The organism is Streptomyces sp. RLA131, assembly GCF_056270125.1.
This window is the reverse complement of record NZ_JBWDOQ010000002.1, coordinates 2,916,943-2,942,086: the sequence shown is the minus strand read 5'-3', so window position 1 is coordinate 2,942,086 and position 25,144 is coordinate 2,916,943. Positions and strand designations below refer to the sequence as shown.

Here is a 25,144-nt window from a genome sequence, read left to right as displayed (position 1 = left end):
CGGCCGTGACCTTGCCGGGGACAAGGATAGGGCGATGCGGGGACGAGGCCGGTTGCTTCGCCTGGTCAACACGATGTGTAGGTTCGGTGAAGCGGTCTGATAATCGCAGGCAGGTGCGAATGGCGCACCGGTTTTGGCGCCCCAAGGGGCGGCTGTTGTGTACTCGTTATGCCGGTGTCTCATCCGGCGCTTCCGTCCCCATTACTGCTGCCTTCCGGGCCGAAAAGGCGTGAAGTGGGCGGAATAGGCTTCAAAAGCCCACCAAAATGGGGCATTCTTCCCTCGTGGCGATCTTGGACGTACGGCCTGAGCTGCTGGATGCGCTGTCCGCGCTGCGTGAGCGCGTCGAGGAGGCCTGCTTTCCCTTTCCGCTGCCGGGTGCGGCCCGGGCGCGGCGGACGCGGGAGGAGGTGCTGGCGCAGCTGGACGACTATCTGGTGCCCCGGTTGAGAGCGCCCGAGGCACCGCTGCTGGCGGTGGTCGGGGGGTCGACGGGGGCGGGGAAGTCGACGCTGGTGAACTCGCTGATCGGGCGGCGGGTCAGTGAGGCCGGGGTGTTGCGGCCGACGACCCGGACGCCGGTGCTGGTGTGCCATCCCGAGGACCGGGCGTGGTTCGCGGACCTGCGGATCCTGCCGGGGCTGGGGCGGACGCCCAGGCCGCGGCGGGAGGGGGACGCGCAGGAGGACGCGGCGCTGTGGCTGCGGTTGGAGACGGACGAGACGCTGCCGCGCGGGCTGGGACTGCTGGACGCGCCGGACATCGACTCGCTGGTCACCCGGAACCGTGAGGTGGCCGCCCAGCTGATCTGCGCCGCCGACATCTGGATCCTGGTCACCACGGCCTCCCGGTACGCGGACGCGCTGCCGTGGCATCTGCTGCGCACGGCGCGGGAGTACGACGTCACGCTGGCCACCGTCCTGGACCGGGTGCCGCACCAGATCGCGGAGGAGGTGTCGCTGCACTACGCGGCCCTGCTGGCCAAGGCGGGGCTCGGGGACGTGCCGCGCTTCACGGTGCCGGAACTGCCGGAGTCGGCGGGCGGTGGCGGGCTGTTGCCGCACACGGCGGTGGCGGCGCTGGGCGGGTGGCTGGCGCACTGCGCGGAGGACCCGGCGGCCCGGCACCAGGCGGCCCGGCGGACGGCGATGGGCGTGCTGGAATCGCTGGGCACGAGGCTGCCGGAGCTGGCGGCTGCTTCGGCGGCGCAGCACGCGGCCGCACAGCGGCTGGGCCGGTGGGTGGACGAGGAGTACGAGGTGGCGGGGGAACGGATCCGGGCGGCCGTCGGTGACGGCGTACCGCTGGCGGGGGAGGCCCTGGCGTGCTGGCGGGGGTATCCCCAGGTCGGGCCGGAGGCCGTGCAGTCGGCGCTCTCTGAGGGACTGGCGGCGTTGCTGCGTACGGAGGTCGCGGCGGCGGAGGAGCGCACGGTGTGCGGGTGGCGGCGGGACCGGGCCGGGGTCGTGCTGGCCGAGGGGGCGGGGGAGGTCGCGGGTCAGGCGGTCGGGGAAACCGTCCGGCAGTGGCGGCGCGGGCTCAGCGGGCTTTCCCGCGAGGCGTGTTCGCGCACCGAGGGCGTGGATCGGCAGGAGGCGGCCGCGCTGCTGGCCGTGGCGGTCCTGGGCGGCCGGCGGGGCTGCTCCGCGGGGGAGCGGCTGGCCGAACTCCTCGGTGCGCAGGTCGCGCTGAGGCTGCGTGACCGGGCCAGGGAGGAACTGGACGAGACGGTCGAGGGGTTGCTGCGCGGTGAGCGCGAGCGGCGGCTCGGCCCGGTCGACGCCCTGGATGTGGGTTCGCGGCAGCAGTCGGAGCTGATCGCCACGTTGTCCGTACTGCGCAAGGCGGTAGAGCCGAACCCCGTACTGCGGAAGGAATACGCATGACGACCACGGAACCGGCCGACGGCGCACTGGGAGTCCGTCTGGACGCGCTCGGCGAACTGCTCGGGCTGTCCCGCACCCGGGTCAGTCCCGACGCGCTGGCCGAGACCGGCGAGTTGCTGGACCGGGTCGCGCAGCGCCGGCGCCTGTCGGTTGAACACACGGTGGTGGCGCTGGCCGGGGCGACCGGCAGCGGCAAGTCCACCCTGTTCAACGCCCTGGCGGGACTGGAACTGTCGGAAACCGGCGTGCGCAGGCCGACCACCTCGGCGCCGGTGGCCTGCGCGTGGGATCCGGAGGGCGCGGCAGGGCTGCTGGACCGGCTCGGCGTGGCGCCGAAGGCCCGTTACGCGCGGCGCAGCGCGCTGGACGACTCCGAGGCCGCGCCGGACGGCCTTCCCGACGGTCTCGTCCTGATCGATCTGCCGGACCACGACTCGGCGGCGACCGCGCACCGCGACCAGGTCGACCGGCTGCTGAAGCTGGTGGACGTGGTGGTCTGGGTCCTGGACCCGGAGAAGTACGCGGACGCGGCCCTGCACGAGCGCTATCTGCGGCCGCTGGCCGGTTACGCGGACGTGATGCTGGTCGTCCTCAACCAGGTCGACCGGCTGCCCGGCGACACCGCCGACCAGGTGCTCGACGACCTGCGCAGGCTGCTCGACGAGGACGGGCTCGCGGTCGGCGAGCACGGCGAGGCCGGGGCGACGGTGCTGGCCGCCTCCGCGCTCACCGGGGACGGGGTGGCCGATCTGCGGGCCGCGATCGGGCAGGTCGCCGCCGAGCGCGATGCCGCGAGCCGGCGGCTGTCGGCGGACGTGGACCGTACGGCGGCGCGGCTGCGGCCGGTGTACGTGGCCGTGGACGGGGCGGCCGGCGGTTGCCCCGGCGGTGGGCTGGACGACCAGGCCAGGAAGGACTTCGCCTCGCTGCTGGCCTCGGCGGTGGGCGCCACGGCGGCCGGGCAGGCTGCCGAGCGGGAGTGGGCATGGGCGGCGGCCGACGCCTGCGGCACGGTGTGGCAGCGGCTGGTGAGGGGCCGTCAGCGGGGTGAGGCGGCGTCCGGCGCGGCGGCCGCGGGCGCCGGCCCGGCGGTGGCCGGTCCTGGCACCCGCGGCGATGCGGTGCCGGCGCCGATCGCGTCCCGCCCGGTGGTCGCCGAGGCGGTACGTGTCGTGGCGGCCGAGGCGGCGGTGGGGCTGCCGGGGCCCTGGGCGCAGGCGGTGCGCGAGGCCGCCCGGCGGGGCGGGGAGCGGCTGCCCGGGGCGCTGGACGCGGCGGTGCTGCGGGTGGCCCCGGGTGCGCCGGTGCGGCCGGGCTGGTGGTCGGCGGTGGGCACCGCCCAGTGGCTGCTGGCGCTGCTGACCGCGGTGGGGCTGGCCGGCGCGGGGGCTGTCGCGGCGGGCACACCGGTGCTGCCCTGGTGGCTGCCGCTGGTGCTGCTGGCCGTGGGTGCCCTGGGCGGGCCGCTGCTGGCGCGGGCGGGCCGGTTGGCCGCGCGGGGGCCGGCCCGGCGGCACGGGCAGGCCGCCGAGCGGCGGCTGCGGGACGCGGCCGCGGACTGCGGCCGGGCGCGGGTACTGGAGCCGGTCGCGGCCGAGCTGCTGCGGTACCGGGAGGTGCGGGAGCAGTACGGAGTCGTCGCCGGTAGCCGCTTCCGGGTGACGGAGTTGTCCGCAACGAGCCAGTAATACCGGGTTATCCACAGGTTGAAGACGGTTTCTCCAAAGCGGTCCGGAAGGGGGCACGATGGTTCCCGGAAGTCGACTCGACAAGGATCGGCACGGGGGAGGACCCGGGAATGAACGAGACGCTGGTAACCATCGTCGGCAATGTCGCGACGCAGCCGGAATTCCGAAGGACACCGTCGGAGGTGCCGGTGGCCCGCTTCCGGCTGGCCACCACCGCCCGCCGCTGGGACCGGGAGAGCGGTGCCTGGAGCGACGGGCACACGAGCTTCTACACCGTATGGGCCTGGCGGTCGCTCGCCGCGAACGTCATGGCCTCGATCGGGCTCGGTGAACCACTGCTCGTGCAGGGCCGGTTGCGGGTCCGCGACGAGGAGCGGGACGGCAAGAAGTGGATCTCCGCCGAGATCGACGCGGTGGCGGTGGGGCACGACCTGTCGCGCGGAACGTCGGCGTTCCGGCGCGGATCCCAGGTCGGTCGCCCTGAACTCCTCATTCCGGAATCTCCGACTCCGGCGGGGGTGTCCGGATAGTCCTGACAGTCGGTCGGGGATTTATCGACAATGCGGGTTCTATTCACGTCGGCCGATAACGATTCCGATTCGAAAGTGGGCGGTGTGGTGAATCGTGGGGGCGTCGATACCGCCGGTTCCTAGGATGCGTGGACACCGCACGGTTCGCATACTGCTGGCGAGGCACCCCCCCACTGACCGGCCTCGCCCGGAGGGGAAATCCATGTTCACTGTACGGAGGCGGAGCACTACCCGCCTTGCCGCCACGATTCTGGCCTCCGGCCTGATCGCCGCGGGGGCGATAGCCGGCGCCGGTTCCGCTGCCGCTGACGAAGAGACCCCCTCCGCGGGCGGTGCCACGGCCACGCTGGGCGGCCTCAAGACCTACGGCGATGCCGTCATCCATGAGGACGGCGTCGACCGCGAGGTCTCCGCCGGACTCTTCGAGATGTCCGTCGACGGTGGCGGCGCCATCCAGACGTACTGCATCGACATCAACCACCACACGCTGAAGGACGCCACCTACAAGGAGGTGCCCTGGGACTCCTCGTCGCTGCACGACAACAACGAGGCCGGCAAGATCAACTGGATCCTGCAGCACTCCTACCCGCAGGTGGACGACCTCGCCGCGCTCGCGGCCACGGCCGGGGCCGGCACCCTCAGTGAGCAGACCGCCGCGGCCGGCACCCAGGTCGCCATCTGGCGCTTCTCCGACGGTGTCGACGTCGACGCCTCGGACCCGGCCGCCGAGAAGCTCGCCGACTACCTGCAGAAGCACGCCCAGGACGCCGCCGAGCCGGACGCCTCGCTGAGCCTCGGCCCGACGGCCGTCTCCGGCAAGGCGGGCGAGAAGCTCGGCCCGGTCACCGTGCACACCAACGCCGACAGCGTCGACGTGGCCCTCGCGCCGAGCGCCCCCTCCGGTGTCAGGCTCGTCGACAAGAACGGCAAGGAGGTGAGCACCGCCACCGACGGCTCGCAGATCTACTTCGACGTTCCGGCAGGCACCGAGGGCACCGCCTCGCTGACCGCCACCGCGACCACCACCGTGCCCGTCGGCCGGGCGTTCACCGCGACCGACAGCACCAGCCAGACGCAGATCCTGGCCGGCTCCAGCGACAGCACCGTCACCGCCACCGCGGGCGGCACCTGGGCGAAGAAGGGCGCGATACCCGCCGTGTCGGCCGAGGTGAACTGCGCCAAGAGCGGCGTGGACGTCACCGCGGCCAACGAGGGCGACGAGGACTTCACCTTCCAGCTCTCCGGCAAGGAGTACACGGTGGCGCCCGGCAAGTCCGAGACCATCACCGTGCCGGTGGAGGAGGACCAGGCGTACAAGATCACCATCACCGGTCCTGACGACTTCGAGAAGACCTTCGAGGGCGTCCTCGACTGCAAGACGGCGACCTCCACCGGCGGGGGCACCACCACCACGGCCTCCGCCAGCCCCTCTTCCTCGCCCAGCACGGCCTCGACCGGCGTCACCACCACCGGTGAGAACCTGGCCGAGACCGGCAGCAGCAGCGCGACCCCGGTCATCGCGGGCATCGCCATCGCACTGGTCGTGATCGGCGGCGGCGCGGTCTTCCTCCTCCGCAGGAGGAAGCCGGCGAGCCCCGCCGAGTGATGTGAGCGATCAGGCAGTGACGAGGCAGTGACCCGGCCGTGAGACCCGGCCACGAGAGGGGCGGACCGCGCAGGTCCGCCCCTCTCACGCACTCACGGGCGGGGCCGGTGGGCGAAGTCGGGGGCTCGGCGCTGGCCCGGGAGGCGCCGCTGCGGGGGCTTGGTCAGGGTGATCTGGCGCGACAGCTGGTGGAAGCAGGACAGCGCGGCGATGGAGGGAAGGGCGGCGACGGTCACACCGCTGATGGTCTTGGGGGCGTAGGCGATGCACAGCACGACGGCGAACGCGGAGAACATCAGGACGATGGCCCAGGAGTGGGGCGCGCGCCGCTGGTGCACGGCGTGGCGCAGGACCGACAGCGAGGCGACGGTCCAGGGGCCGTAGATGAGGGTCGGCCACCAGGACGTGATCTGCTGGGGGCCCGTGGGCGAGGCGAGATGGCGCAGGGGATCGTGGGCGACGATTCCGCTGAGGGCGCTGACCATCGCGACCAGAGCGGCGATCAGGGCCGCGATGGCCAGACTGAGGACCTGTGTCTTGGCCCATGTTCTTGGCAGCGTCCTGCGCAGACGGATGCGGCTGCGGCGGTGCCTGGTCGGTGGGCGGACGGAGTGGGACGGCAGATCGAGCGTCGGCTGGGTGTCCTCGTCGAGACGGCCGGATGCCTGGAGCAGCCGGGTCAGGTCGCCCTCGGACTGCCAGTGTCCGTTGAGGACATCGAAGTCCGGAGCCGAGAACGGGTCCTGCCCGGCAACCGGTTCATGGGTACGCCACTCGCCTGAGGAGGATGAGTACATCTCACCGTCAATGTGCGTCTGAACACCGTGTGAGCCGAAGGGGTCGTACCTGTCATGCATGGGGAGGGTCCTGCCGGAGCCGTTGATGAAAGGTGGGGGCGGAGCGGCCGGGTCCTCATGTCCGCAGGACCGCCGGGGCACAGCCGCAGCGGCGGGCGAAATCGGCCTCGATGTGGTCCATGGCCCGGGCGAAGGACTCCAGCACCGAAGAACAGTTGTTCAGGCTGATCCGGTCCGCGCCACGTTCGATGTACGTGGTCGGACCCAGCCCGGAACTGCTCGCGGAACCGGGGACCAGCACCCACTCCCCCAGGCGGGACGCCCGGGAGGTCGCGCCGGAGTGAGCCGATGATGCGAGAGACGCATGGCCTGTTGTCACAGCTGCACAACGAGGCATCCGATCATTCGGATTTGCGCTACATGAGTGACCAAATGCCGGAATTCATGATTCTCATTCATTCGGTGCGGCGTGCCGGCGCGAGCCGACCGCGCGGCAGCCGCCCGGCGCCCGCCCGCCCGCGGCCCGGCCGCCGCCGCGCGGCGCCCGGGGCGGCCGGCCGGGACCCTGGATCCGGGCCCCGGATCCAGGGCCGCCGAACGCACGCGTTTCCGCCCGGGGGCGGCTGTACGGCAAGATGGGGGTATCTGCTATCTGCCCATCATCGAATGCCGGACGGTTTCTCTTGGCTGAGTTCATCTACACCATGCGCAAGACGCGCAAGGCGCACGGCGACAAGGTGATCCTGGACGACGTCACCCTGAACTTCCTGCCCGGCGCCAAGATCGGCGTCGTGGGACCGAACGGCGCGGGCAAGTCCACCGTGCTCAAGATCATGGCGGGCCTGGAGCACCCCTCCAACGGCGAGGCGTACCTCTCTCCCGGCTACAGCGTCGGCATGCTGCTGCAGGAGCCGCCGCTGGACGAGACCAAGACCGTCCTGGAGAACGTCGAGGACGGCGTTGCCGAGATCAAGGGCAAGCTCGACCGGTTCAACGAGATCGCCGAGCTGATGGCGACCGACTACTCCGACGCGCTGCTGGACGAGATGGGCAAGCTCCAGGAGCAGCTCGACCACGCCAACGCCTGGGACCTCGACGCCCAGCTGGAGCAGGCCATGGACGCCCTGGGCTGCCCGCCCGGCGACTGGGCGGTGGTCAACCTCTCCGGTGGTGAGAAGCGCCGCGTCGCGCTCTGCAAGCTGCTGCTGGAAGCCCCCGACCTGCTGCTTCTCGACGAGCCCACCAACCACCTGGACGCCGAGTCCGTCCAGTGGCTGGAGCAGCACCTGGCCAAGTACGCCGGCACCGTCGTCGCCGTCACCCACGACCGGTACTTCCTGGACAACGTCGCCGAGTGGATCCTGGAGCTGGACCGCGGCCGTGCCCACCCGTACGAGGGCAACTACTCGACGTACCTGGAGAAGAAGGCCTCGCGCCTGAAGGTCGAGGGCCAGAAGGACGCGAAGCGCGCCAAGCGCCTCAAGGAAGAGCTGGAGTGGGTCCGCTCCAACGCCAAGGGCCGCCAGGTCAAGTCCAAGGCCCGGCTCGCCCGGTACGAGGAGATGGCCGCCGAGGCGGACAAGATGCGGAAGCTGGACTTCGAGGAGATCCAGATCCCGCCGGGCCCGCGTCTGGGCTCCATCGTCGTCGAGGTCCAGAACCTCACCAAGGGCTTCGGCGAGAAGCTGCTCATCGACGACCTCTCCTTCACCCTGCCCCGCAACGGCATCGTCGGTGTCATCGGCCCCAACGGCGCCGGCAAGACCACGCTCTTCAAGATGATCCAGGGTCTGGAGGAGCCCGACTCCGGCATGATCAAGGTCGGCGAGACCGTCAAGATCTCCTACGTCGACCAGAGCCGCGCCAACATCGACCCCAAGAAGACGCTGTGGGCGGTCGTCTCCGACGAGCTGGACTACATCAACGTCGGCCAGGTCGAGATGCCGTCCCGCGCCTACGTCAGCGCCTTCGGCTTCAAGGGCCCGGACCAGCAGAAGCCGGCCGGGGTGCTCTCCGGCGGTGAGCGCAACCGCCTCAACCTCGCGCTCACCCTCAAGCAGGGCGGCAACCTGCTGCTCCTCGACGAGCCGACCAACGACCTCGACGTCGAGACGCTGGGCTCGCTGGAGAACGCGCTGCTCGAATTCCCCGGCGCGGCCGTGGTCGTCTCCCACGACCGGTGGTTCCTCGACCGGGTGGCCACGCACATCCTCGCCTACGAGGGCGAGAGCAAGTGGTTCTGGTTCGAGGGCAACTTCGAGTCGTACGAGAAGAACAAGGTCGAGCGGCTCGGTCCTGACGCGGCCCGCCCGCACCGTGCCACCTACAAGAAGCTGACCCGGGGCTGATCTTGCGGCATATCTACCGCTGCCCGCTGCGCTGGGCGGACATGGACGCGTACGGCCACATCAACAACGTGGTCTTCCTCCGCTATCTGGAGGAGGCGCGTATCGACTTCCTGTTCCGCCCGGACAAGGACTTCCAGCAGGGGTCCGTGGTGGCGCGCCACGAGATCGACTACAAGCGGCAGCTCAAGCACCGGCACACACCGGTCGATGTCGAGCTGTGGGTCACGAAGATCAACGCGGCGTCGTTCACGGTGTCCTACGAGGTCAAGGACCCGGACCAGGTCTATGTCCGGGCCGCCACGGTCATCGTGCCGTTCGACTTCGAGGCGCAGCGGCCGCGCCGGATCACGGCGGAGGAGCGGGCGTTCCTGGAGGAGTACCGGGACGACGACGCCTCCCGGGCCGAGGCCGGGTCAGAGGCCGCGGCCGAGTCCGGCGCCGGCGAGGACGACGGAGCTGTCGCGGCATGACCGCCCTGCGCATGACGGAGGCCAGGGAGGCGGGGGCGTTCGCCGCCTTCCTGGCACGGTTGCTCCGCTGGGACAAGGCCGCCGTCGTGCGGCTCCGGGCCGCCGGGGGTGTGCTCGCCGTCTTCGGCCAGCCGCCCTTCGGCGGGGTCCTGGCGATCCGTACCGCCGAACTCGCCGCCCCCGTCGAGCTGGATGCCACGGTTTCGGCCGGGCAGCTGCTCGACGGCATCGACGAGACGTCGGGCACGGTCTCCGTCCCCGGCTCCGTCACCGGCCCCGCCTGGGCCGGGCTGCTGCCGCCGCGCACCGGCTGGCAGCGGGTGGAGGGGCTGCCCGGCACCAGCGACATCCGTGCCGCCGCGGCCGCCGGTGTCGCCGAATTCCGTTCCCGCACCGAGCAGTTGGTGCCGCAGGCCCGCACCCGTGGTGCCCTGGACGCCATCGCCGACGACATCTGGTCCCGGCAGCTGGGCGCCACCGGGCTCCCCCTGCGGGCGGTCCACGCCGCCCATGCCCTGGGCTTTCTGCGGCCGGTGCGGCTGCCGGTGCCCACGCCGCGCGGCGCCTCATCCGACGACGGGCCGGTTCTGCTCGCCGCCGGTCCCTGGCTCCGGCTCCGTACGCCCTACGGCTCGGTGGCCGTCCGCCGGAGCTCGTCCGGCCTCGGGCTGAGCGTCACGCCCGCCTGACCGTCACTCCGCCCGAGCTGCCCCGACCCGGGCTAACCCGGCGTGTTCACCATCGACGCGGCCGCGTAGACCAGGTAGTCCCACAACTGCCGCTCGTAACCGGGCTCCAGGCCCAGTTCGTCCACCGCGACGCGCATGTGACCCAGCCAGGCGTCATGGGCGGCCTGGTCCACCTGGAACGGCGCGTGCCGCATCCGCAGCCGCGGGTGGCCCCGGTTGTCGCTGTAGGTGCGGGGGCCGCCCCAGTACTGCATCAGGAACAGCGTGAAGCGTTCCTCGGCGGGGCCGAGGTCCTCCTCGGGATACATGGCGCGCAGCGCCGGATCCTGTGCCACGCCTTCGTAGAAGCGGTGTACCAGGCGGCGGAAGGTGGGCTCGCCGCCGACCGCCTCGTAGAACGTCTGCTGCGACAGGGTGCCGCGCGGGATCTCGTTCACCGGCCCTCACCTCGTGCGGCCGCGCCGGACGAGCCGGACGAGCCCGGTGGCCGGGTCGTACGCGGGGATACGTGGGGGTGTCCCCGCCGGGGGCAGGGGGAGAGTCGTTCGGGAGATGGCAGCACCCCTCCATGCTCTCAGACGCCGGGACCGAGGACCCCGGTCCTAGGACCAACGGCCTTGGCCGACGCACAGTGGAGACATGACCGATGTCGAGCCCGGCGATCCGTACGCCGAAGCGGCCGTCCCGCTGAGGGCCCGGCTGGTGCGCCGGATCGTCAACGCCGGCGCTCTCGCGGACCGCGACTGGCTGGCGGCGTTCACGGCGGTTCCGCGTCATGTCTTCGTGCCGGTCTACTACCGGCCGAATCCGGTCGGCGGTGGCTTCTCGCGGCTGTCCGCCGACGCCGCGGACCCGCGCTCCCGGGCCCGCTGGCTCGCCGGCGCCTACGCGGACCAGCCGCTGGTCACCCACCTGCGGGGCGGCCGGCCGCTCTCCTCCAGCAGCCAGCCGTCCCTGATGGCCGCGATGCTGGAGGCGTTGCGGATGCGCGAGGGGCACAAGGTGCTGGAGATCGGTGCCGGCACCGGCTACAACGCCGCGCTGCTCGCCCACCGCTTCGGCGCCTCGGCGGTGACCACGGTCGACCTGGACGCCGCCCTCACCGACGGCGCCCGCGCCCGGCTGGCCGGCACCGGCTTCGCCGCCGTCACCGTCGTGACCGGCGACGGGGCGCTGGGCTGGGCCGCCGGCGGCCCGTACGACCGGATCGTGGCCACCTGCGAACTGCCACGGGTCCCCGCCCCGTGGCTGCGCCAGTGCCGGCCGGGCGGACTGATCCTGGCGCCCTTCAACGGCGGTCTGATCGCGCTGAGGGTCACCGGCGACGGCCACGCGCAGGGCACCTTCCTGCCCGCCCCCGCCTACTTCGTCTCGCTGCGCGGCGCGGATGCCGTCGCCCATCCCGCGCCCGAGGCGATCGGTCCGCGCGAGCGGGTACGGACCACCACCACGCCGCCGGGCGTTCTCGACGACGAGCTCTTCCGCTTCCTGCTCACACTGGTCGCCGGTGAACTGGAGATGCGCTGGGCGTTCGGCGGGCGGGGTGTCGCGCTCACCGCCGCCGACGGCTCGGCCGCCCGCGCCGACCGCGACGGCGCGGTGCTCCTGGCGGGCCCTCGCGACCTGTGGGCCCTGGTGGAGGAGGCCTACGGGCTGTGGGAGCGGGAGAACCGTCCGGGGCGGGAGCGCTTCGGCATGACGGTCCACGGCGACCACCAGTGGACCTGGCTGGACGGCCCGGACGGACCGAACGCGTGGGAGCTCAGCCCCGCACGATCGTGATCGTCGTCCATGCCCCGACGTGCACCCGGTCGCCGTCCTGCAGGGGCACCGGGACGTAGGGGTCGAGGGGCTCCTCGGCGTCGTTGAGGGTGGTGCCGTTGGTGGAGTTCTGGTCGACGACCGACCAGGTGCCGTCGGGCTGGCGGGCCAGGAGGGCGTGCTGGTGGGAGACGCCGGGGTCCTCGGGGGCACGCGACAGGTCGATGTCGGGGGACTCGCCGGTGGAGTGGCGGCGCCGGCCGATGGTGAGCTGGTCGCCGGCGAGGGGGAGGCGCTGCTCGGGGGAGTAGGAGGGGAAGTACAGGCCCTGGGCGTCGGGGCCGCTGCGGGCCATCATCGCGGTGAAGTAGTCGCGGTCGGCGGCGATGACGGCGGTCCAGCCGGCGGCCGGCGGGGCCTCGTACCCGTATTCGTACTCGTACGGCTGCTGTTGCTGCTCCTGTTGCTGGTGGGAGGGCGGTGGCAGCAGGAAGTCGCCGGAGCCGGAGGTGACGGACTCGGGGGCGATGGGCTCGGCCGGGCGGTTCATCTGGGACGGGCGGGAGCGCTGGGACTCGTAGCGCTGGTAGGGCGGGAAGGGCGGCGGCGCGACGGTGGGGCCGGGCGGCACGAAGGTGGCGCCGGCGTGGGTGACGAAGTTGTAGCGGCACTCCTCGCAGAACTGGGCGATGCCCTCGCGAGGGGTGCCGCAGACCGGGCAGGGCTCCAGGGCCGCCGTGGGCTCGGGCTCGTACGCGTAGCCCCCGGAGTACGGCGGCGGGGGCGGCGGGGCCGCGTAGCCGGCGGGCGGGGGCTGGGACGAGCCCATGCGCATACCGCAGACCTCGCACCAGTCGTCGGTCCCGGACTGGTGTCCGTTCGGGCAGATCGACATGTCGCTGTTCCCCCTCCACCCCTCTGATTGTCGCGCGCGCTATTTCGCGCTATTTCTTGACGCGTACCGTCTTCGTGGACCGCGTCTCCAGGGTCATCTCGTCCGCGTCGGCGACCCTGGCCTTCAGCCGTACGGTACCGTTCGCGGCGTCGACCACGTCGACCACCTTGGCCAGCAGTTTCGCGGTGTCCTCGTTGCCGGAGGCGCTGGCGAGCTGGACCGCGCGGCCCAGTTTGGCGGTGGCGGAGTCCATGTCGCCCTGCTTGCGGGCCTCCAGGCCCTGCTGGATGACCTGGGCCAGCTCGGCCTGGCCGGTGTAGTGCGCGACCTGCGGGTTGATCCGGGTGGAGGCGGCCATGTCGTCGGTCCACACCGCCCGCACCAGGCCCTGACTCAGCACCTGCGAGGTGCCGTCGGGCTGCGGGAGTACGAGGGAGATCCGGGCCGCCAGCATCTCCTGGCCGACGCCGGCCGCCGGCACCCGGACGGAGACGTGGTAGTCGCGGGACTCGTCGCCCCAGGAACCGGTCGGGTAGTCGCCGGCCCGGGGACCGGCCTCGGTGCGCCGCGCGCTGAGGTCCTCGACGGTCGGTGCGACCTGCTTGACGTAACCGATCTCGGCGCCCTGCGGGGTCCACATCCGCAGCGAGACGTCGGCGACCTCCTTGCCCATGGCGGTCTCCATCATCTGCCGGAAGTCCGCCTCCAGGCCGGACGGGTCGGCGACGATGTCGACCGAGCCGAGCAGCGCCGAGGCGACACCGGTCAGCTCCTTGACCTCCCAGTCGGTGCCGACTCCGCGCGCGTCGCAGGTGAAGCGGCCCGCACAGGTGTCGAGGACGGCCTTGAGCGTCTCCGGTTTCTCGTGCTCGTTGCGGCCGTCGGTGAGCAGGATGCCGTGCCGTATGGACACGTCGGCGGTGGCCAGCAGCCGGTCGGTGAGCTTGAGCCAGGTGCTGATCGCGGTGCCGCCGCCCGCGCTGAGCTTGCGCAGCGCCTGCTTCGCCTGGTGCCGGGTGGAGGAGTCGGCGATCGCCAGGGCGCCTCCGGCCGGGTAGACCTCGCGGGCCTGGTGGGTGCCGGCGACGACGGCGAAGGCGACGCCGTCGCGGATTGTGTCGATGGCGGCGGCGGTGGCGTCCCGGGCGTTGCGCATCTTGGTCGGCGGGTAGTCCATCGACCCGGAGCAGTCGACCATGATGACCACGGCGGCGCCCGGCCCGGCGGTACCTTCCCCGGCCGAAGGACGGGGCAGGCCCGGCCGCGACACCCCGCCGGTGGTGCCGCCACCGGTGGAGGTCACCGTGACGATGGCGTTGACCTCACGGCCGCCTTCCGGAAGGTACTCGTTCTGGTAGATATCGACGGAGAACCGCGGCACGTTGGACTTGGAGAAGTTGGCCATCGCTTGTGCTCCTGCTTGTCAGGTCTCGTCAGGTCTCGTCAGATCGTCAGGTCGTCAGTTCAGGCTTTGGGCACGGGGAAGGGCAGGATCGCGACCGTGATGTTGTCGTGGCCGCCGCCGTCCAGGGCCAGTCCGACCAGGGCCTGCGCGCAGTGCAGGGGGCGCAGCCGCGCGTCGGCGGGCACCGCGGAGGCCAGCTCGGCGGCGGACTCCGCGTAGTTCCACAGTCCGTCGGTGCACACCACCACTACACCCGGTCCGTCGGGCTCGAAGGAAGCGGTGTGCGGGTCGAGTTCGACCGCGTCGGCGCCGAGCCAGCCGGTGATGGCATGGGCGCGTTCGTCCGCGTACGCCTCCGCCTCGGTCATGAGACCGGCCGAGACCATCCGGGCCGCCCAGGAGTCGTCCTCGGTGAGGCGGGCCGCCGGTACGGAACGGTCGTCGGGGACCCAGTAGGCGCGGCTGTCCCCGATCCAGCCGACGGTGAAGGTCTTGGCGCAGGTGATGGCGCTGACACAGGTGCAGGCGGGGGAGTTGTGGTGCGGGCCGCCGCCTCCGGCGCCGCCCTCCTCGGCTGCGAGGTCGGTGACCGCCTGGGCGGCGGTCAGCAGTGCCTGACGCATCGCGTCCTGGGGGCCGGTGCCGTGCTCCAGGGCGGTGAGCAGCGCCTCGTTGGCCGTCGCGGCGGCGGCCGCGGAGGCGTCGTCGGGGCGGTACGCGGAGGAGACCCCGTCGCACACCACGGCCACGACCGCCGGGCTGCCGTCCGGCAGCGAGGTCGCGGACAGCGCGAAGGCGTCCTCGTTGCGGTGGTGCCGCAGGCCCCGGTCGGTGACGGCGGCCACGCCCTCCAGCTCCTGCTCCTGGTGGTCGCGGGGCCGGGGCTGGGCGTGCCCGCAGTGCTCGCAGTAGCCGTCGGCGTCGACATGGCCGACGCCGCAGGCCACACAGACCGCGCGGGCGGACTCCACCGCGGGTGGTTCCTCCCGTGGGTCCGGGCGGTCGGTGATCCGGGTCTGCGGCAGTTGTGCGGTGTCCAGCCCGAAGGTGAGGGTGTCGTTGTCCCCGGCGGGGGGCGCCAGCTCGTAGTCGCCGTCGGGGCCGGCCGCCTTCAGGTCGGCGCCGCAGAGGCCGCAGAACTTGTCCTCCGGGTCGAGCGGCTCGGCGCACTCGGGGCACACCGTCGGTTGCGGCATAGCGTTCACACCCATGTCCGGGGGCGGAAGCGGTTGGCCCGTTCCACCAGTTCGATCCTTGTGCTGCCCTGCTGGGCGAGCCGGGCCAGCGCCCGGTACGAACGCTCCAGCCCGAATCGCAGCCCCCGCTCGTCCATCGGGGAGCCCAGCAGCTCCCCTCCGCCCCCTCCTGCGGGGGCGCCCGGCCGGCCGAGCAGCACCCAGTCCAGCGCGCTGCCCAGCACCTCGGTGGTGAGCCGCTCGCGCAGGTCCGTGTCGATGCCGAGCCGCCGCAGTGCCTCGACCTGCGCGGCGGCGGCCCGCAGGTCGTCGTGGAGCTGCTCGCTCGGCGAACGCTCGCGCAGCCGGGCACGTATCGCCGCGACCCGGGCCGCCGCGAAGTGGCTCGACGACTCCGGCACCGACTCCAGGGCGCTGACGGCGCCGGAGCGGTCGCCCGCCGCCAGCCGTACCCGGGCGAGACCGAACGCGGCGCTCACATAGCTCTGGTCGGTGGTCCACACCAGCCGGTAGTACTCGGCTGCGTTGTCCAGCTGGCCCAGCACCTCGGCGCAGATGCCCAGCGCCAGCTTGGGCGCGGGCTCGCCCGGGAAGGCGTCGTAGACCGCGTCGAAGGACAGCGCGGCTGTCTCGTGGTCACCGTCGGCCAGCGCGGTCAGGCCGCGGTGCCACACCACCCGCCAGTCGGCGGAGCCGTCCTCGGCGTCGGCCAGGGAGCGCAGCACGCGGCGGGCACCGTCGGCGTCGTCCAGTTCCAGGAAGGCGCGCAGCTCGCGCAGCTGCTTCTCCACGGAGTCGACGGGCGCCGACTGCAACGCGGTGACCAGCTCGGCCGGCGCGGCCGCGGCCAGGCCCGCCAGGAAACCCGCGTTGGGGTCGCCCGCGTCGACGTGCGGCACGGGCAGGGCCAGCGCGGCACTGCGCACGTCCAGCCGCACCGTCCTGGGCGGCCGCAGCGCCGAACTCGCCTCCTGCGACGGCACATAGGCGGCGACCGGCACGGTGGGGCTGTAGGCGGACACGGCGACGGGCGCGGACCCGGCAGCGGGCCCCGCGGCCGGCCCGGCAGTCGGTCCCGCGGCGGGCACCGGGGTGGGACCCGCGGCGGGCACCGACGCGAGGGCGGCGGCCGGCCGGGGCGCCGGAAGCGCGAGCGGGAACCGGCCCGAGGCGCCCGGCGAACCGGGCGTACGGGCGCCGAGCGCCGAGGTGTCCTCGGTCAGGGCGCCGACCAGCTCGGTGTCCACCACCCGCAGTTCCGGGCCGAACAGGGTGGACATCGCGGGCCGGGGCCGGCCGCTCTGCAGCGCGACGACCTCGCGCAGCACCCCCATCAGCTGGTCGGACATCTCCTGCGCGGACGCGAACCGCCGGCCCGGATCGGGGTCGGTGGCCCGGACCAGCAGCCGGTAGAAGGACTCGTACGTCGAGAAGACCTCGATGTTGTCCGGGTCGGGCAGGGAGTCGACGAAGACGTTGGTGTAGCCCTGGAAGTCGAAGGTGAGGACGGCGAGGGTGCGCGCCACCGTGTACAGGTCGGAGGCCACGGACGGCCCGACCTCGGCGACCTCGGGGGCCTGGTATCCGACGGTGCCGTAGATCGCGCTGTCCTGGTCGTCCGTGCGCCGGACCGCGCCCATGTCGATGAGTTCGAGCCGGTCCTCGGTCTGGATGGCGTTGTCGACCTTGAAGTCGCAGTAGATCAGGTTGCGGCTGTGCAGATGACCGAGGGCGTCCAGCGCCTCCACGGCGTAGGCGATGGCCTGCTCGACGGGGAGCGGTTCACGTCTGCCGTCGGGGGAGCGGCGCTCGTTGGCGATCTCCTTGAGCGACTTGCCGCCGACGTACGCCATGACGATGTAGCCGTCGAGGGTGCCGGAGCGCTGGTCGAGGTGTTCGACGAAGTTGTAGATGCGGACGATGTTGGGGTGTTCGATCTCGGCGAGGAACCGGCGCTCGGAGACCGCGGCGGCGAGTGCGTCCTCGTCGCCGGTGTCGAGCAGGCCCTTGAGGACCACCCAGCGGTCGGAGACCGCCCGGTCCACGGCGAGGTAGATCCAGCCGAGGCCGCCGTGCGCCAGGCAGCCCGCGACCTCGTACTGTCCGTGCACCACGTCGCCGGCCCGCAGCTTGGGGGTGAAGGAGTACGGGTGCCCGCACTTGGTGCAGAAGCCCTCGGTGCGGCCGGGCCGGTCACCGCGCGAACGGCCCACCGGCGCGCCGCAGTCGCTCTTGCTGCAGTAGCGCTTGCGCTCGGGGACCTGGGGGTTGTCCAGCACCGCCGCCGCCGGGTCGGGGCGCGGGATCGGCGGTACCGTGACCAGGCCGGCGCCGAGCTTGCCCCGGGTGGGGCCGCTGCCGCTGGAGCGCGAACTGCGCACGGAGACCGAACGGCCCGAGGCCTTGCCGCTCAGCGAACGCGACAGCCGGCCCGACACCGAGCGCCGGGAGGCCCGGGACGAACGGGTGGAACGCGAGGACCCCACGGACCCCGCAGACCCCGCAGCCTCCGAGGACGCCGCCGATCCCGCCGATCCCGACGTACGGGAGGACGCGGCCGAGCCGGGGGACGAACCGGCCCCGGCAGCCGGCGCGGCCACCGGTGCGAGGCCACAGGTGTCGCAGTAGAAGTCACCGCTGCCGACGTCCTCGATCGTCCCGTCGCAGCCCGGCCGCTGGCACTTGCTCACGATGTCCACGTCCCCCTCGTACTGTCTGCTTCGCAGACGCCCGGCGCGATGGTCATGGTTCCCGCCGGCGGTCCGTGGGCCCCGGCGGACCCGGCTGTACGGTCTCAGCGACGGCCTGCTGGTAGCGCAGCACCGCGTGCTCCGCGGCCCGCAGGTCGCAGGGCGCGCTCCACAGCAGGCGGCGGGCCTGGTCGTACCGCTCGATGAGCAGCGGGTCCTCGGCCATGCCGTGCCGGGCGACCTTGGCCCGGTAGGCGTCCAGCCGGCCGCGCAGCTCGGCGCGGACGGCCAGCGGCTCGGTGACGCCGGTCAGGGAGTCACGGGCGCGCAGCAACTCCTCGTCGGCGCTGCCCTCCAGGCTGTCCAGCAGTGGTGACAGGCGGTGCCACTGGCCGGTGCGCCGGTACTCGGCGGCGGCGGCCAGCTGCTCGTGGAGCGCGGCGGGCGCGCCGCTGACCGCCGGGACCTCGGAGGCCGCGATCTTGGCGAGCACCTCGCCGCGGGCGATGCGTGCCTCGGCGAGGGTGCGGTCCGCGCGCGACAGCACGTCGCGCAGGCGCATCAGCCGCTGGTCGGCGTCGTCGCGCACATGGAGGACGGCCTCGACCTCGCGGCGGATGTCCTCCAGTTCACGGCCCGAGCGGTCGTAGCGGGAGGTGTCGGGCCGGCCCCCGGGATTTTTGGAGCCGGCCGGTGCCGCGGTCCAGAAGGCGAGCGGGTCGGAGACCACCTGGGCGCGGAGCGCGGCGAGTTCCTCCAGCAGCTCCTCCAGGTCGTCGCCGGACGGATGGGCGCCCGGACGGACACCGACGGAGTGGGCCAGCGAGCGCACCCGCCGCGCCTCGGCGGCCAGCAGGTCGATCCGGGCCGGCAGCGCGGACCAGACACCGTCGGCCGCCGCGATGACCTCCATGGCCTCCGCGTACCAGGCGTTCATCCGCTCCAGGAGCTCTTCCAGGCTGAGCCGTTCGCTGAGCCTGGCCGGGCCGGTGAGGCTTCGTGCGGCCTCCGGCACGGTGCCGCCGGCCACGGTCACCCCGGAGCCGCGCAGCAGCTCGGTCAGTTCGTTGAGCTCGGTCTGCGTCGGCCAGCGGCGGCGGGACCGCAGCTTGCGGGCGGCTGCCAGGGCGCCCGCGTACGCGTCGAAGTGCGCCCACAGCAGCGAGATGGCCTGCTCGGTCTCGGCCCACCGGTCCTTGGTGGTGCCGGTGAGCGCGGCGCCCTCCAGCAGCCGCCGGCCCGAGTGGTCCTGGAGGGCGAGAAGGGACGATTCGATGGCCTCGTGCTCCTCGGCGAGCCGGGTGAGCGCCCGGTCCGCCTCCTCACGGCTCAGTGCCGGTCCGGATGGTCCAGCGACCGCCATCGCACCTTCTCTCCGTATCGGTATCGCCGCCGTGTCCTGGTTCTCTGTTCAGTCCTTGTACAGGGGCTCGGGAGGCCCGTCGATGTCCGGGAGTACGGCCTTCAGCCAGGTACCGTACGCCTTTTCCCACGCGCTGCCGGAACCGCCGCTGCGATAGTTCTCCAGGACGTGGTTGACCCGGCGTACCAGGTCGGTGTCCTTGTTGTTCATGGCCACGCCGTAGTACTCCGTGGTGACCGGGTGGCCCACGAGAGTCACGGACGGGTCCTGGGCGGCCTGTCCGGCGGCCAGTGCGTTGTCGGTGAACACAGCGTCCACCTGGCCGAGTTGGAGCAGCACCAGGCAGTCCAGCTGACTGGTGACCAGGACCCGCCGGGAACCGTGGGGCTCCTCCTTCAGCTTGTCCGCGCCGGTCGAACCGTCGGCCGTGCAGACCTTCTTCCCCTTCAGGGAGTCGTCGAGCCCCTTGACGGCGGAGCCCTCACGGGGCACCAGAAGCTGCTGGCCGGCCTTGAAATAGGCGGTGGAGAAGGCGACCTTCTCGTTGACTATCCGGTCGCAGTTGATGGTGACGGTGCGCACCACCATGTCCACCTGGCGGTCGCGTATCGCCTCGAAACGCTTGGCGGTCGGCACCGTCTTGTACTGCACCGCGTTCTCGTCGCCGAGGATGTCCTTGGCGATGGCCTTCACCAGGTCGATGTCGAAGCCGACGATGTCGCTGTTGTCCGGATCGCGGTATCCCCACAGATAGCTGTTCTGGTCGACGCCGACGACGAGCTTGCCCGCCTTCCGGATGCGTTCGACCGCGGCGCCGCTCGCCGTGGAGGGAGACAGGCTGGCCTCCGGGTGCTTGCCGCAGCTGTCGTCGGCCGAGGCCGGGGCGGCCTTGACGGACAACGGGCCGTCCCTCCAGGCCCGTCCGCTCGCCTCGTAGGCGGGGCTGTGCAGCGGCAGCGCGCTCGCGGCCACCGCCAGCACGCACGCGGCGGCCATCCCGGCCACCCCGCCCCAGCCGCGCAGTCCGCCTCGTACGCTCGTCCGCAGCATCTTCCCGCCTCCGCTCCTCCCGCTGTTCACCGGTACTCCGACAGCCGGCGCCCGATTCCGACGAGCGCGGCCGCCGCACCGAGCACCGCGAGCAGCGCGGCGCCCGCCGCCAGCCCGTCCAGTGCTCCCCGCCCGTCGTCGGCGGCCTGGAGGAAGTCCGCGTGCTCGTGCCCGACGGCCTTGTCGAGGGCGTCGTCGACACCGCCGAAACAGATGGCGGTGTACTCCTTCGCCTTCGTGTGGTTCTTGAACTCGCCGCCGATGGTCTGGGCGAGGGCGTCCTGGTACTCACCGGAGTCGTCGGACTTCCGGGCCTTGGCGTGCAGTCCCCACCAGGCCTTGGCGTCCACCATGGCCGTCCTGACCGGCTCCCGGCCCTGGGCGTCGTCGGCCATCGACAGCGCCTGGGCCAGCAGGCCCGTCCTGCCGTCCGCCCCCTTGCCGGCGAGATCCTGGATCTCCGACAGGTACGCGTCGTTGTAGTCCGCGCCGCTGCCCCGGGCCACCAGGGTCAGATTCTCGTTCGCCCGGGCCTGCAGGGTCTCGATCCGGGCGGTGTTGAGCACCTGGAGCGACCTCGCGCCGTTGTCGTACGAGTCGCTGAGCCGGACACGGGCCACGCTGTGCCCGACGACCAGCCACATCAGGACGATGACGGTCGCCACGGTGCCGGCCAGCAGGCCCCGGTTGAACACCCGGTTCGTACGCCGGTAGCTGCGGCGCTGCGCCCACACCAGGCCGCCCAGGGCCAGCACCCCGAGCCCCCAGGCAGCCCACGGCAGCGCCTTGGCGTCCTCGTAGTCGGCGCCGAGGCGGGCGGTCTCTATCTGGTACAGCTTCTTGGCGGCGGGCAGGATCTCCGTGGTCATCTTCTTGTTGGCGGCGCGCAGATAGGCGCCGCCGACCGGATAGCCCAGCCGGTTGTTGGCCCGGGCCCGTTCGATGTAGCCGGTGTAGACCGGGAGTTGCTCGTTGAGCTGCTGGATCTGGGCGCCGGCCTCGTCCGAGCCGTCGGTGGCGGCGGCGGCCTCGGCGATGTACCGGGACGCGATCTTGATGTCGTCCTGGTAGCGCTCGCGCGCGTCCGCCGGATCCTGCCGGCCGGCGAGGAAGCCCCCGGCGGCGGTGGTGTCGGCGTCCGCCAGCTTGCGGTAGATGTCGGCGGCCCGGGAGCTCAGCGGCTCACTGCGGTTGACCACGTCGTCGGCGGCCGCGGCGCGGTCGGTGATCTGCCAGGCGGTGATCGCCCCGAAGGCCACCACGAGCACCGCGAGCAGCAGGCCGATGACGCGCAGCCTGCCGGGCTCGGTGGTCGCCGACTCCCGCAGTCTGGAGGCCTGTTCGGCCCAGGCGGGCCTGCGGCGTCCGGTGTCCGGGCCCGCCGCGGACGCGGACACGATCACGTCCCCGCCGCTGCCCGGATGAGCGGAATACTGCGTGTGCGTCACTGACCCTCCCCCCTGGACCGTTCCCCGTCTTCGCGAGGAACGATCTCCTGGTCAGCAGTATGGCCGCAGGCACCGACAATCCGACAGGCAATACGTGGATCTTCCGTGCGCGCTCCTGCCCCCAGGCTCCTCGTCACTCATCACGCTCGGCACGCCCCTCCGGTTCCCCGGCCCCGTAGTGCGCCCGCAGCCGCGCCCGTGCCTCGTGCCCGGCACCGGTGCGGTCCAGGCCGAGCAGGGCGGCGCCCAGCACCGGCGGGGCGGTGACGACGCTGATCACGGCCTTGGGGGCGCGGGCCCCCAGCCGGTCCGCGATGGTGTCCATCAGCAGCGCGGGGCGGGCGGCCAGGACCCCGCCGCCGAGCACCACGTCGGCCTCCTCCCCGAGCAGATCCAGCCGCTCCAGGGCGACGGCGGCGAGGGCGACCACCTCCTCGGCCTGGCGGACGACGACGCTCCGGGCGACGGCGTCACCGTCGTGCGCGGCCCGGAAGAGCAGCGGGGTCAGTTCGTGCCTGCGGGCGGACGCGATGTGCCCCAGGTGCAGCGCCTCGATCAGGGCGTACATCGACGGCAGCCCGAAGTGGGCGGGCAGCAGGGCGGCCAGGGAGGTCGGACCGCCCCGGCCGTCCTCGGCGCGGGCGGCCCACCACAGGGCCTCCTCGGCCAGGGCGTAACCGCCGCCCCAGTCGCCGGAGATCCGGCCGACCGCCGGGAAGCGGGCGGTCCGGCCGTCCGGCAGCATCCCGGCGCAGTTGATGCCCGCCCCGCACACCACGGCGACCCCGCGCGGCTCGTCGACGCCCGCGCGCAGCAGGGCGAAGGTGTCGTTGGCGATCCGGGTGCCGCGGCCCCACCCTTGCCCGGCGACGGCGAGTTCGAGCTCCCGTTCCTCGGCGGGCAGGTCGGCGTTGGCCAGGCAGGCCGAGACGTGTTCGACCAGTGGCGCGCCCGGCGCGGGGGACAGCCCGGCCGCCTCCGCCGCCCGCGCGACGACCAGGCCGAGGGTGCCGACCGCCGCCGCCGAGCCTGTGATGTGGGGCTGGAAGCCGCCGCCGCGGGCGGCGCCCAGCACCGATCCGTCGGCGGCGACGATCGCCACGTCGGTCTTGCTGTTGCCGGCGTCGACGGCGAGGACCAGGGGCTGTCGGGTCAGGCCCACGCGAGATGCTCCCGGTTGTGTGCGACGAGACGGTCGGTCAGGGCCTCGGCCTGCGCGTACTGACCGACGAGGGGATGGGACAGCAGCGCCCTGAACACCCGGTCCCGGCCGCCGCGCAGGGCCGCGTCCAGCGCCAGGTCCTCGTAGGCGGTGACACCGGCGACCAGGCCGCCGTACAGCGGGTCGAGGGGCGGGACGGGCAGCGGCACGGCGCCGGCGGCGCCGACGGTCGCGGGCACCTCGATGACGGCGTCGTCGGGGAGGAAGGGAAGCGTGCCGTCGTTGAAGGTGTTGACGACCTGGACGTCACCGCTGTCGCGGAGCAGGGAGGACGCGAGGGCGACCGCCGCCTCCGAGTAGAAGGCGCCGCCGCGCCTGCCGAGCAGCTCCGGCTTCTCGTCGAGCGCCGGATCGCCGTACATCGCCAGGAGCCGCCGCTCCATCTCCGCGACCTCGGAAGCACGTGAGGGCTTGGTGCGGAGCTCCTGTACGACCTCGTCGTGGTCGTAGTAGTAGCGCAGGTAGTACGAGGGCACGACGCCCAGCCGGTCCAGCAACGGGCGCGGCAGGCGCAGGTCGGCGGCGATGGCGTCGCCGTGCTCGGCCAGCAGCCCGGGCAGGACGTCATCGCCGTCCGGGCCGCCGATGCGCACGCCGCGTTCCCAGGTGAGGTGGTTGAGCCCCACATGGTCCAGGTGCACCTGTTCGGGGGTGACGTCCAGCAGCCGGGCGAAGCGGCGCTGGAAGCCGATGGCGACGTTGCACAGCCCCACCGCGCGGTGTCCGGCCGTGAGCAGTGCGCGGGTCACGATCCCCACCGGGTTGGTGAAGTCGATGATCCAGGCGTCGGGAGCCGCTCTGCGCACGCGTTCGGCGATGTCCAGGACGACGGGCACCGTGCGCAGCGCCTTGGCCAGTCCGCCCGCGCCGGTGGTCTCCTGGCCGACGCAGCCGCACTCCAGGGGCCAGGTCTCGTCCTGGTCGCGCGCCGCCTGTCCGCCGATGCGCAGCTGGAGCAGCACGGCGTCCGCGCCTGCCACGCCCGCGTCCAGGTCCGAGGTCGTGGTGATGCGGCCGGGGTGGCCCTGGCGGTGGAAGATCCGCCGGGCGAGCCCGCCGACGAGCGCGAGGCGCTCGGCGGCGGGGTCGACGAGGGTGAGCTCCTCGATCGGCAGGCTCGCCCGCAACCGGGCGAAGCCGTCGATCAGTTCGGGCGTGTAGGTGGACCCGCCGCCCACCACCGCTAGCTTCATCCCTTGACTCCTGTCAGGGTCACGCCTTCGATGAAGGCCTTCTGTGCGAAGAAGAAGACGACGATCACCGGAGCCATCACCAGCACCGTGGCGGCCATCGTCAGATTCCAGTTGGTGTGGTGGGCGCCCTTGAAGGACTCCAGGCCGTAACTCAGTGTCCAGGCGGCCGGGTTCTCGCTGGCGTAGATCTGCGGGCCGAAGTAGTCGTTCCAGCAGCAGAAGAACTGGAAGAGGGCGACGGCGGCCACGGCCGGCCTGGCCATCGGCAGTACGACCCGCAGCAGCGTGCGCAGTTCGCCGCAGCCGTCGACCCTGGCGGCGTCGGTGTACTCCCTGGGGATCGTCAGCAGGAACTGCCGCAGCAGGAAGATGGTGAACGCGTCACCGAAGGCGAGCGGGATGATCAGCGGCCACAGGGTGCCGGACAGACCGAGCTGCTTGGCCCAGAACAGGTACATCGGGACGATGATCACCTGAGGGGGCAGCATCATCGTGGAGATGACCAGCATCATCGCCAGATTGCGGCCCCGGAAGCGGAACTTCGCCAGCGCGTACGCCACCGGCAGGCTGGACACGACGGCGAGTACCGTCCCCAGCCCCGCGTACAGCAGCGTGTTGCGCCACCAGGTGAGGAAACCGGGGGTCTCCCACACGGTGCCGAAGTTGCCCCAGGCCCAGGTCCTGGGCCACAGGTCACCGCTGAGGGCCTGGTTGTCGGTCATCACGGCGGTCAGCAGGACGAAGACGAACGGCAGGACGAAGAAGAGGGCGGCCGCGATGCCGAGGGCGTGCACCGCCACCCACTCCAGGGCGGCCCGTCGGGACGCCGCCCGCCGGGCGTCGCGGGAGGCGGCGGGGGCCGCCGCCGGGGCCGGGGGCGCGATGGTCGTGTCGATGGTCATGGCGA

22 protein-coding genes are annotated in these 25,144 nt (G+C 72.4%); 9 read left to right on the top strand and 13 right to left on the bottom strand.

The window, feature by feature from the left end; translation table 11 throughout:
- The first annotated feature begins 293 nt into the window (after positions 1-293).
- From RWE79_RS14315 to RWE79_RS14300, 4 genes are all read left to right on the top strand, one after another.
- Positions 294-1,886 (top strand): dynamin family protein, encoded by a 1,593-nt coding sequence (locus tag RWE79_RS14315; RefSeq protein ID WP_475945807.1) that lies wholly within the window; start codon positions 294-296, stop codon positions 1,884-1,886.
- The gene (locus RWE79_RS14310) at positions 1,883-3,574 is read left to right on the top strand and encodes a GTPase (protein ID WP_475940454.1); all 1,692 of its coding nucleotides are present in this window, start codon (positions 1,883-1,885) and stop codon (positions 3,572-3,574) included. Before RWE79_RS14315 ends, RWE79_RS14310 begins: the two co-directional genes overlap by 4 nt.
- A 110-nt stretch (positions 3,575-3,684) precedes the next feature.
- Entirely contained in the window at positions 3,685-4,104 is a 420-nt protein-coding gene (ssb, locus tag RWE79_RS14305; RefSeq protein WP_475940453.1) for a single-stranded DNA-binding protein, read from the top strand.
- Positions 4,105-4,306: 202 nt separating this feature from the next.
- Entirely contained in the window at positions 4,307-5,710 is a 1,404-nt protein-coding gene (locus RWE79_RS14300; RefSeq protein ID WP_475940452.1) for a Cys-Gln thioester bond-forming surface protein, read from the top strand.
- A 92-nt stretch (positions 5,711-5,802) separates the two neighbouring features.
- Here the strand turns inward: RWE79_RS14300 and RWE79_RS14295 are convergent, their stop codons facing one another.
- Positions 5,803-6,507 (bottom strand): DUF2637 domain-containing protein, encoded by a 705-nt coding sequence (locus RWE79_RS14295; RefSeq protein ID WP_475940451.1) that lies wholly within the window; start codon positions 6,505-6,507, stop codon positions 5,803-5,805.
- A 115-nt stretch (positions 6,508-6,622) separates the two neighbouring features.
- Complete coding sequence (locus RWE79_RS14290; protein WP_475940450.1) at positions 6,623-6,808, bottom strand: hypothetical protein; 186 nt, start codon at positions 6,806-6,808, stop codon at positions 6,623-6,625.
- 382 nt (positions 6,809-7,190) lie between these two features.
- Between RWE79_RS14290 and ettA the strand changes: the two genes are divergently transcribed.
- The 3 genes from ettA to RWE79_RS14275 are packed head-to-tail and all read left to right on the top strand — an operon-like array spanning position 7,191 to position 10,014.
- Positions 7,191-8,855 carry an energy-dependent translational throttle protein EttA gene (gene ettA / locus RWE79_RS14285; RefSeq protein WP_475940449.1) on the top strand — a complete coding sequence of 555 codons (1,665 nt, stop codon included), beginning with the start codon at positions 7,191-7,193 and terminating at the stop codon, positions 8,853-8,855.
- A gap of 2 nt (positions 8,856-8,857) precedes the next feature.
- Complete coding sequence (locus RWE79_RS14280) at positions 8,858-9,325, top strand: acyl-CoA thioesterase (RefSeq protein ID WP_475940448.1); 468 nt, start codon at positions 8,858-8,860, stop codon at positions 9,323-9,325.
- Entirely contained in the window at positions 9,322-10,014 is a 693-nt protein-coding gene (locus RWE79_RS14275) for a DUF8010 domain-containing protein (protein WP_475940447.1), read from the top strand. The genes RWE79_RS14280 and RWE79_RS14275 overlap by 4 nt, the downstream gene beginning before the upstream one ends.
- Before the next feature lie 32 nt (positions 10,015-10,046).
- On the opposite strand, the gene RWE79_RS14270 is transcribed toward RWE79_RS14275, so the two are convergent.
- Complete coding sequence (locus RWE79_RS14270) at positions 10,047-10,451, bottom strand: globin (protein WP_475940446.1); 405 nt, start codon at positions 10,449-10,451, stop codon at positions 10,047-10,049.
- Positions 10,452-10,653: 202 nt separating this feature from the next.
- Here RWE79_RS14270 and RWE79_RS14265 point away from each other — a divergent pair, with 202 nt between their 5' ends.
- A complete protein-coding gene (locus tag RWE79_RS14265; protein WP_475940445.1) occupies positions 10,654-11,796 on the top strand; it encodes a methyltransferase domain-containing protein in 1,143 nt (380 codons plus the stop codon).
- Here RWE79_RS14265 and RWE79_RS14260 read toward each other — a convergent pair.
- Genes RWE79_RS14260 through RWE79_RS14245 form a run of 4 tightly spaced genes read right to left on the bottom strand, consistent with a single transcriptional unit; the run spans position 11,777 to position 17,652 of the window.
- On the bottom strand, positions 11,777-12,670 hold the full coding sequence (locus RWE79_RS14260; protein ID WP_475940444.1) for an FHA domain-containing protein: 894 nt from the start codon (positions 12,668-12,670) through the stop codon (positions 11,777-11,779). The two genes, RWE79_RS14265 and RWE79_RS14260, sit on opposite strands and share 20 nt — an antisense overlap.
- Before the next feature lie 49 nt (positions 12,671-12,719).
- Positions 12,720-14,075 (bottom strand): vWA domain-containing protein, encoded by a 1,356-nt coding sequence (locus RWE79_RS14255; protein ID WP_475940443.1) that lies wholly within the window; start codon positions 14,073-14,075, stop codon positions 12,720-12,722.
- Positions 14,076-14,134: 59 nt separating this feature from the next.
- Positions 14,135-15,271, bottom strand: a complete 1,137-nt coding sequence (locus RWE79_RS14250) for a protein phosphatase 2C domain-containing protein (protein WP_475940442.1) — start codon at positions 15,269-15,271, stop codon at positions 14,135-14,137.
- Positions 15,272-15,276: 5 nt separating this feature from the next.
- Positions 15,277-17,652, bottom strand: coding sequence for a serine/threonine-protein kinase (locus RWE79_RS14245; protein ID WP_475940441.1), 2,376 nt, complete (start codon positions 17,650-17,652; stop codon positions 15,277-15,279).
- Between RWE79_RS14245 and RWE79_RS14240 the strand changes: the two genes are divergently transcribed.
- Positions 17,618-17,899, top strand: a complete 282-nt coding sequence (locus tag RWE79_RS14240; RefSeq protein WP_475940440.1) for a hypothetical protein — start codon at positions 17,618-17,620, stop codon at positions 17,897-17,899. The two genes, RWE79_RS14245 and RWE79_RS14240, sit on opposite strands and share 35 nt — an antisense overlap.
- Before the next feature lie 114 nt (positions 17,900-18,013).
- Here the strand turns inward: RWE79_RS14240 and RWE79_RS14235 are convergent, their stop codons facing one another.
- The 6 genes from RWE79_RS14235 to RWE79_RS14210 form a co-directional block, all read right to left on the bottom strand.
- Positions 18,014-19,324 (bottom strand): hypothetical protein, encoded by a 1,311-nt coding sequence (locus tag RWE79_RS14235; protein ID WP_475940439.1) that lies wholly within the window; start codon positions 19,322-19,324, stop codon positions 18,014-18,016.
- 48 nt (positions 19,325-19,372) lie between these two features.
- Entirely contained in the window at positions 19,373-20,374 is a 1,002-nt protein-coding gene (locus tag RWE79_RS14230; protein WP_475940438.1) for a glutamate ABC transporter substrate-binding protein, read from the bottom strand.
- A 26-nt stretch (positions 20,375-20,400) separates the two neighbouring features.
- The gene (locus tag RWE79_RS14225) at positions 20,401-21,822 is read right to left on the bottom strand and encodes a hypothetical protein (RefSeq protein ID WP_475940437.1); all 1,422 of its coding nucleotides are present in this window, start codon (positions 21,820-21,822) and stop codon (positions 20,401-20,403) included.
- 133 nt (positions 21,823-21,955) lie between these two features.
- Positions 21,956-22,984, bottom strand: coding sequence for an N-acetylglucosamine kinase (locus RWE79_RS14220; RefSeq protein WP_475940436.1), 1,029 nt, complete (start codon positions 22,982-22,984; stop codon positions 21,956-21,958).
- Positions 22,975-24,237, bottom strand: a complete 1,263-nt coding sequence (locus RWE79_RS14215; RefSeq protein WP_475940435.1) for a 6-phospho-beta-glucosidase — start codon at positions 24,235-24,237, stop codon at positions 22,975-22,977. Before RWE79_RS14215 ends, RWE79_RS14220 begins: the two co-directional genes overlap by 10 nt.
- The gene (locus RWE79_RS14210) at positions 24,234-25,139 is read right to left on the bottom strand and encodes a carbohydrate ABC transporter permease (protein WP_475940434.1); all 906 of its coding nucleotides are present in this window, start codon (positions 25,137-25,139) and stop codon (positions 24,234-24,236) included. The genes RWE79_RS14215 and RWE79_RS14210 overlap by 4 nt, the downstream gene beginning before the upstream one ends.
- Positions 25,140-25,144 lie beyond the last annotated feature (5 nt).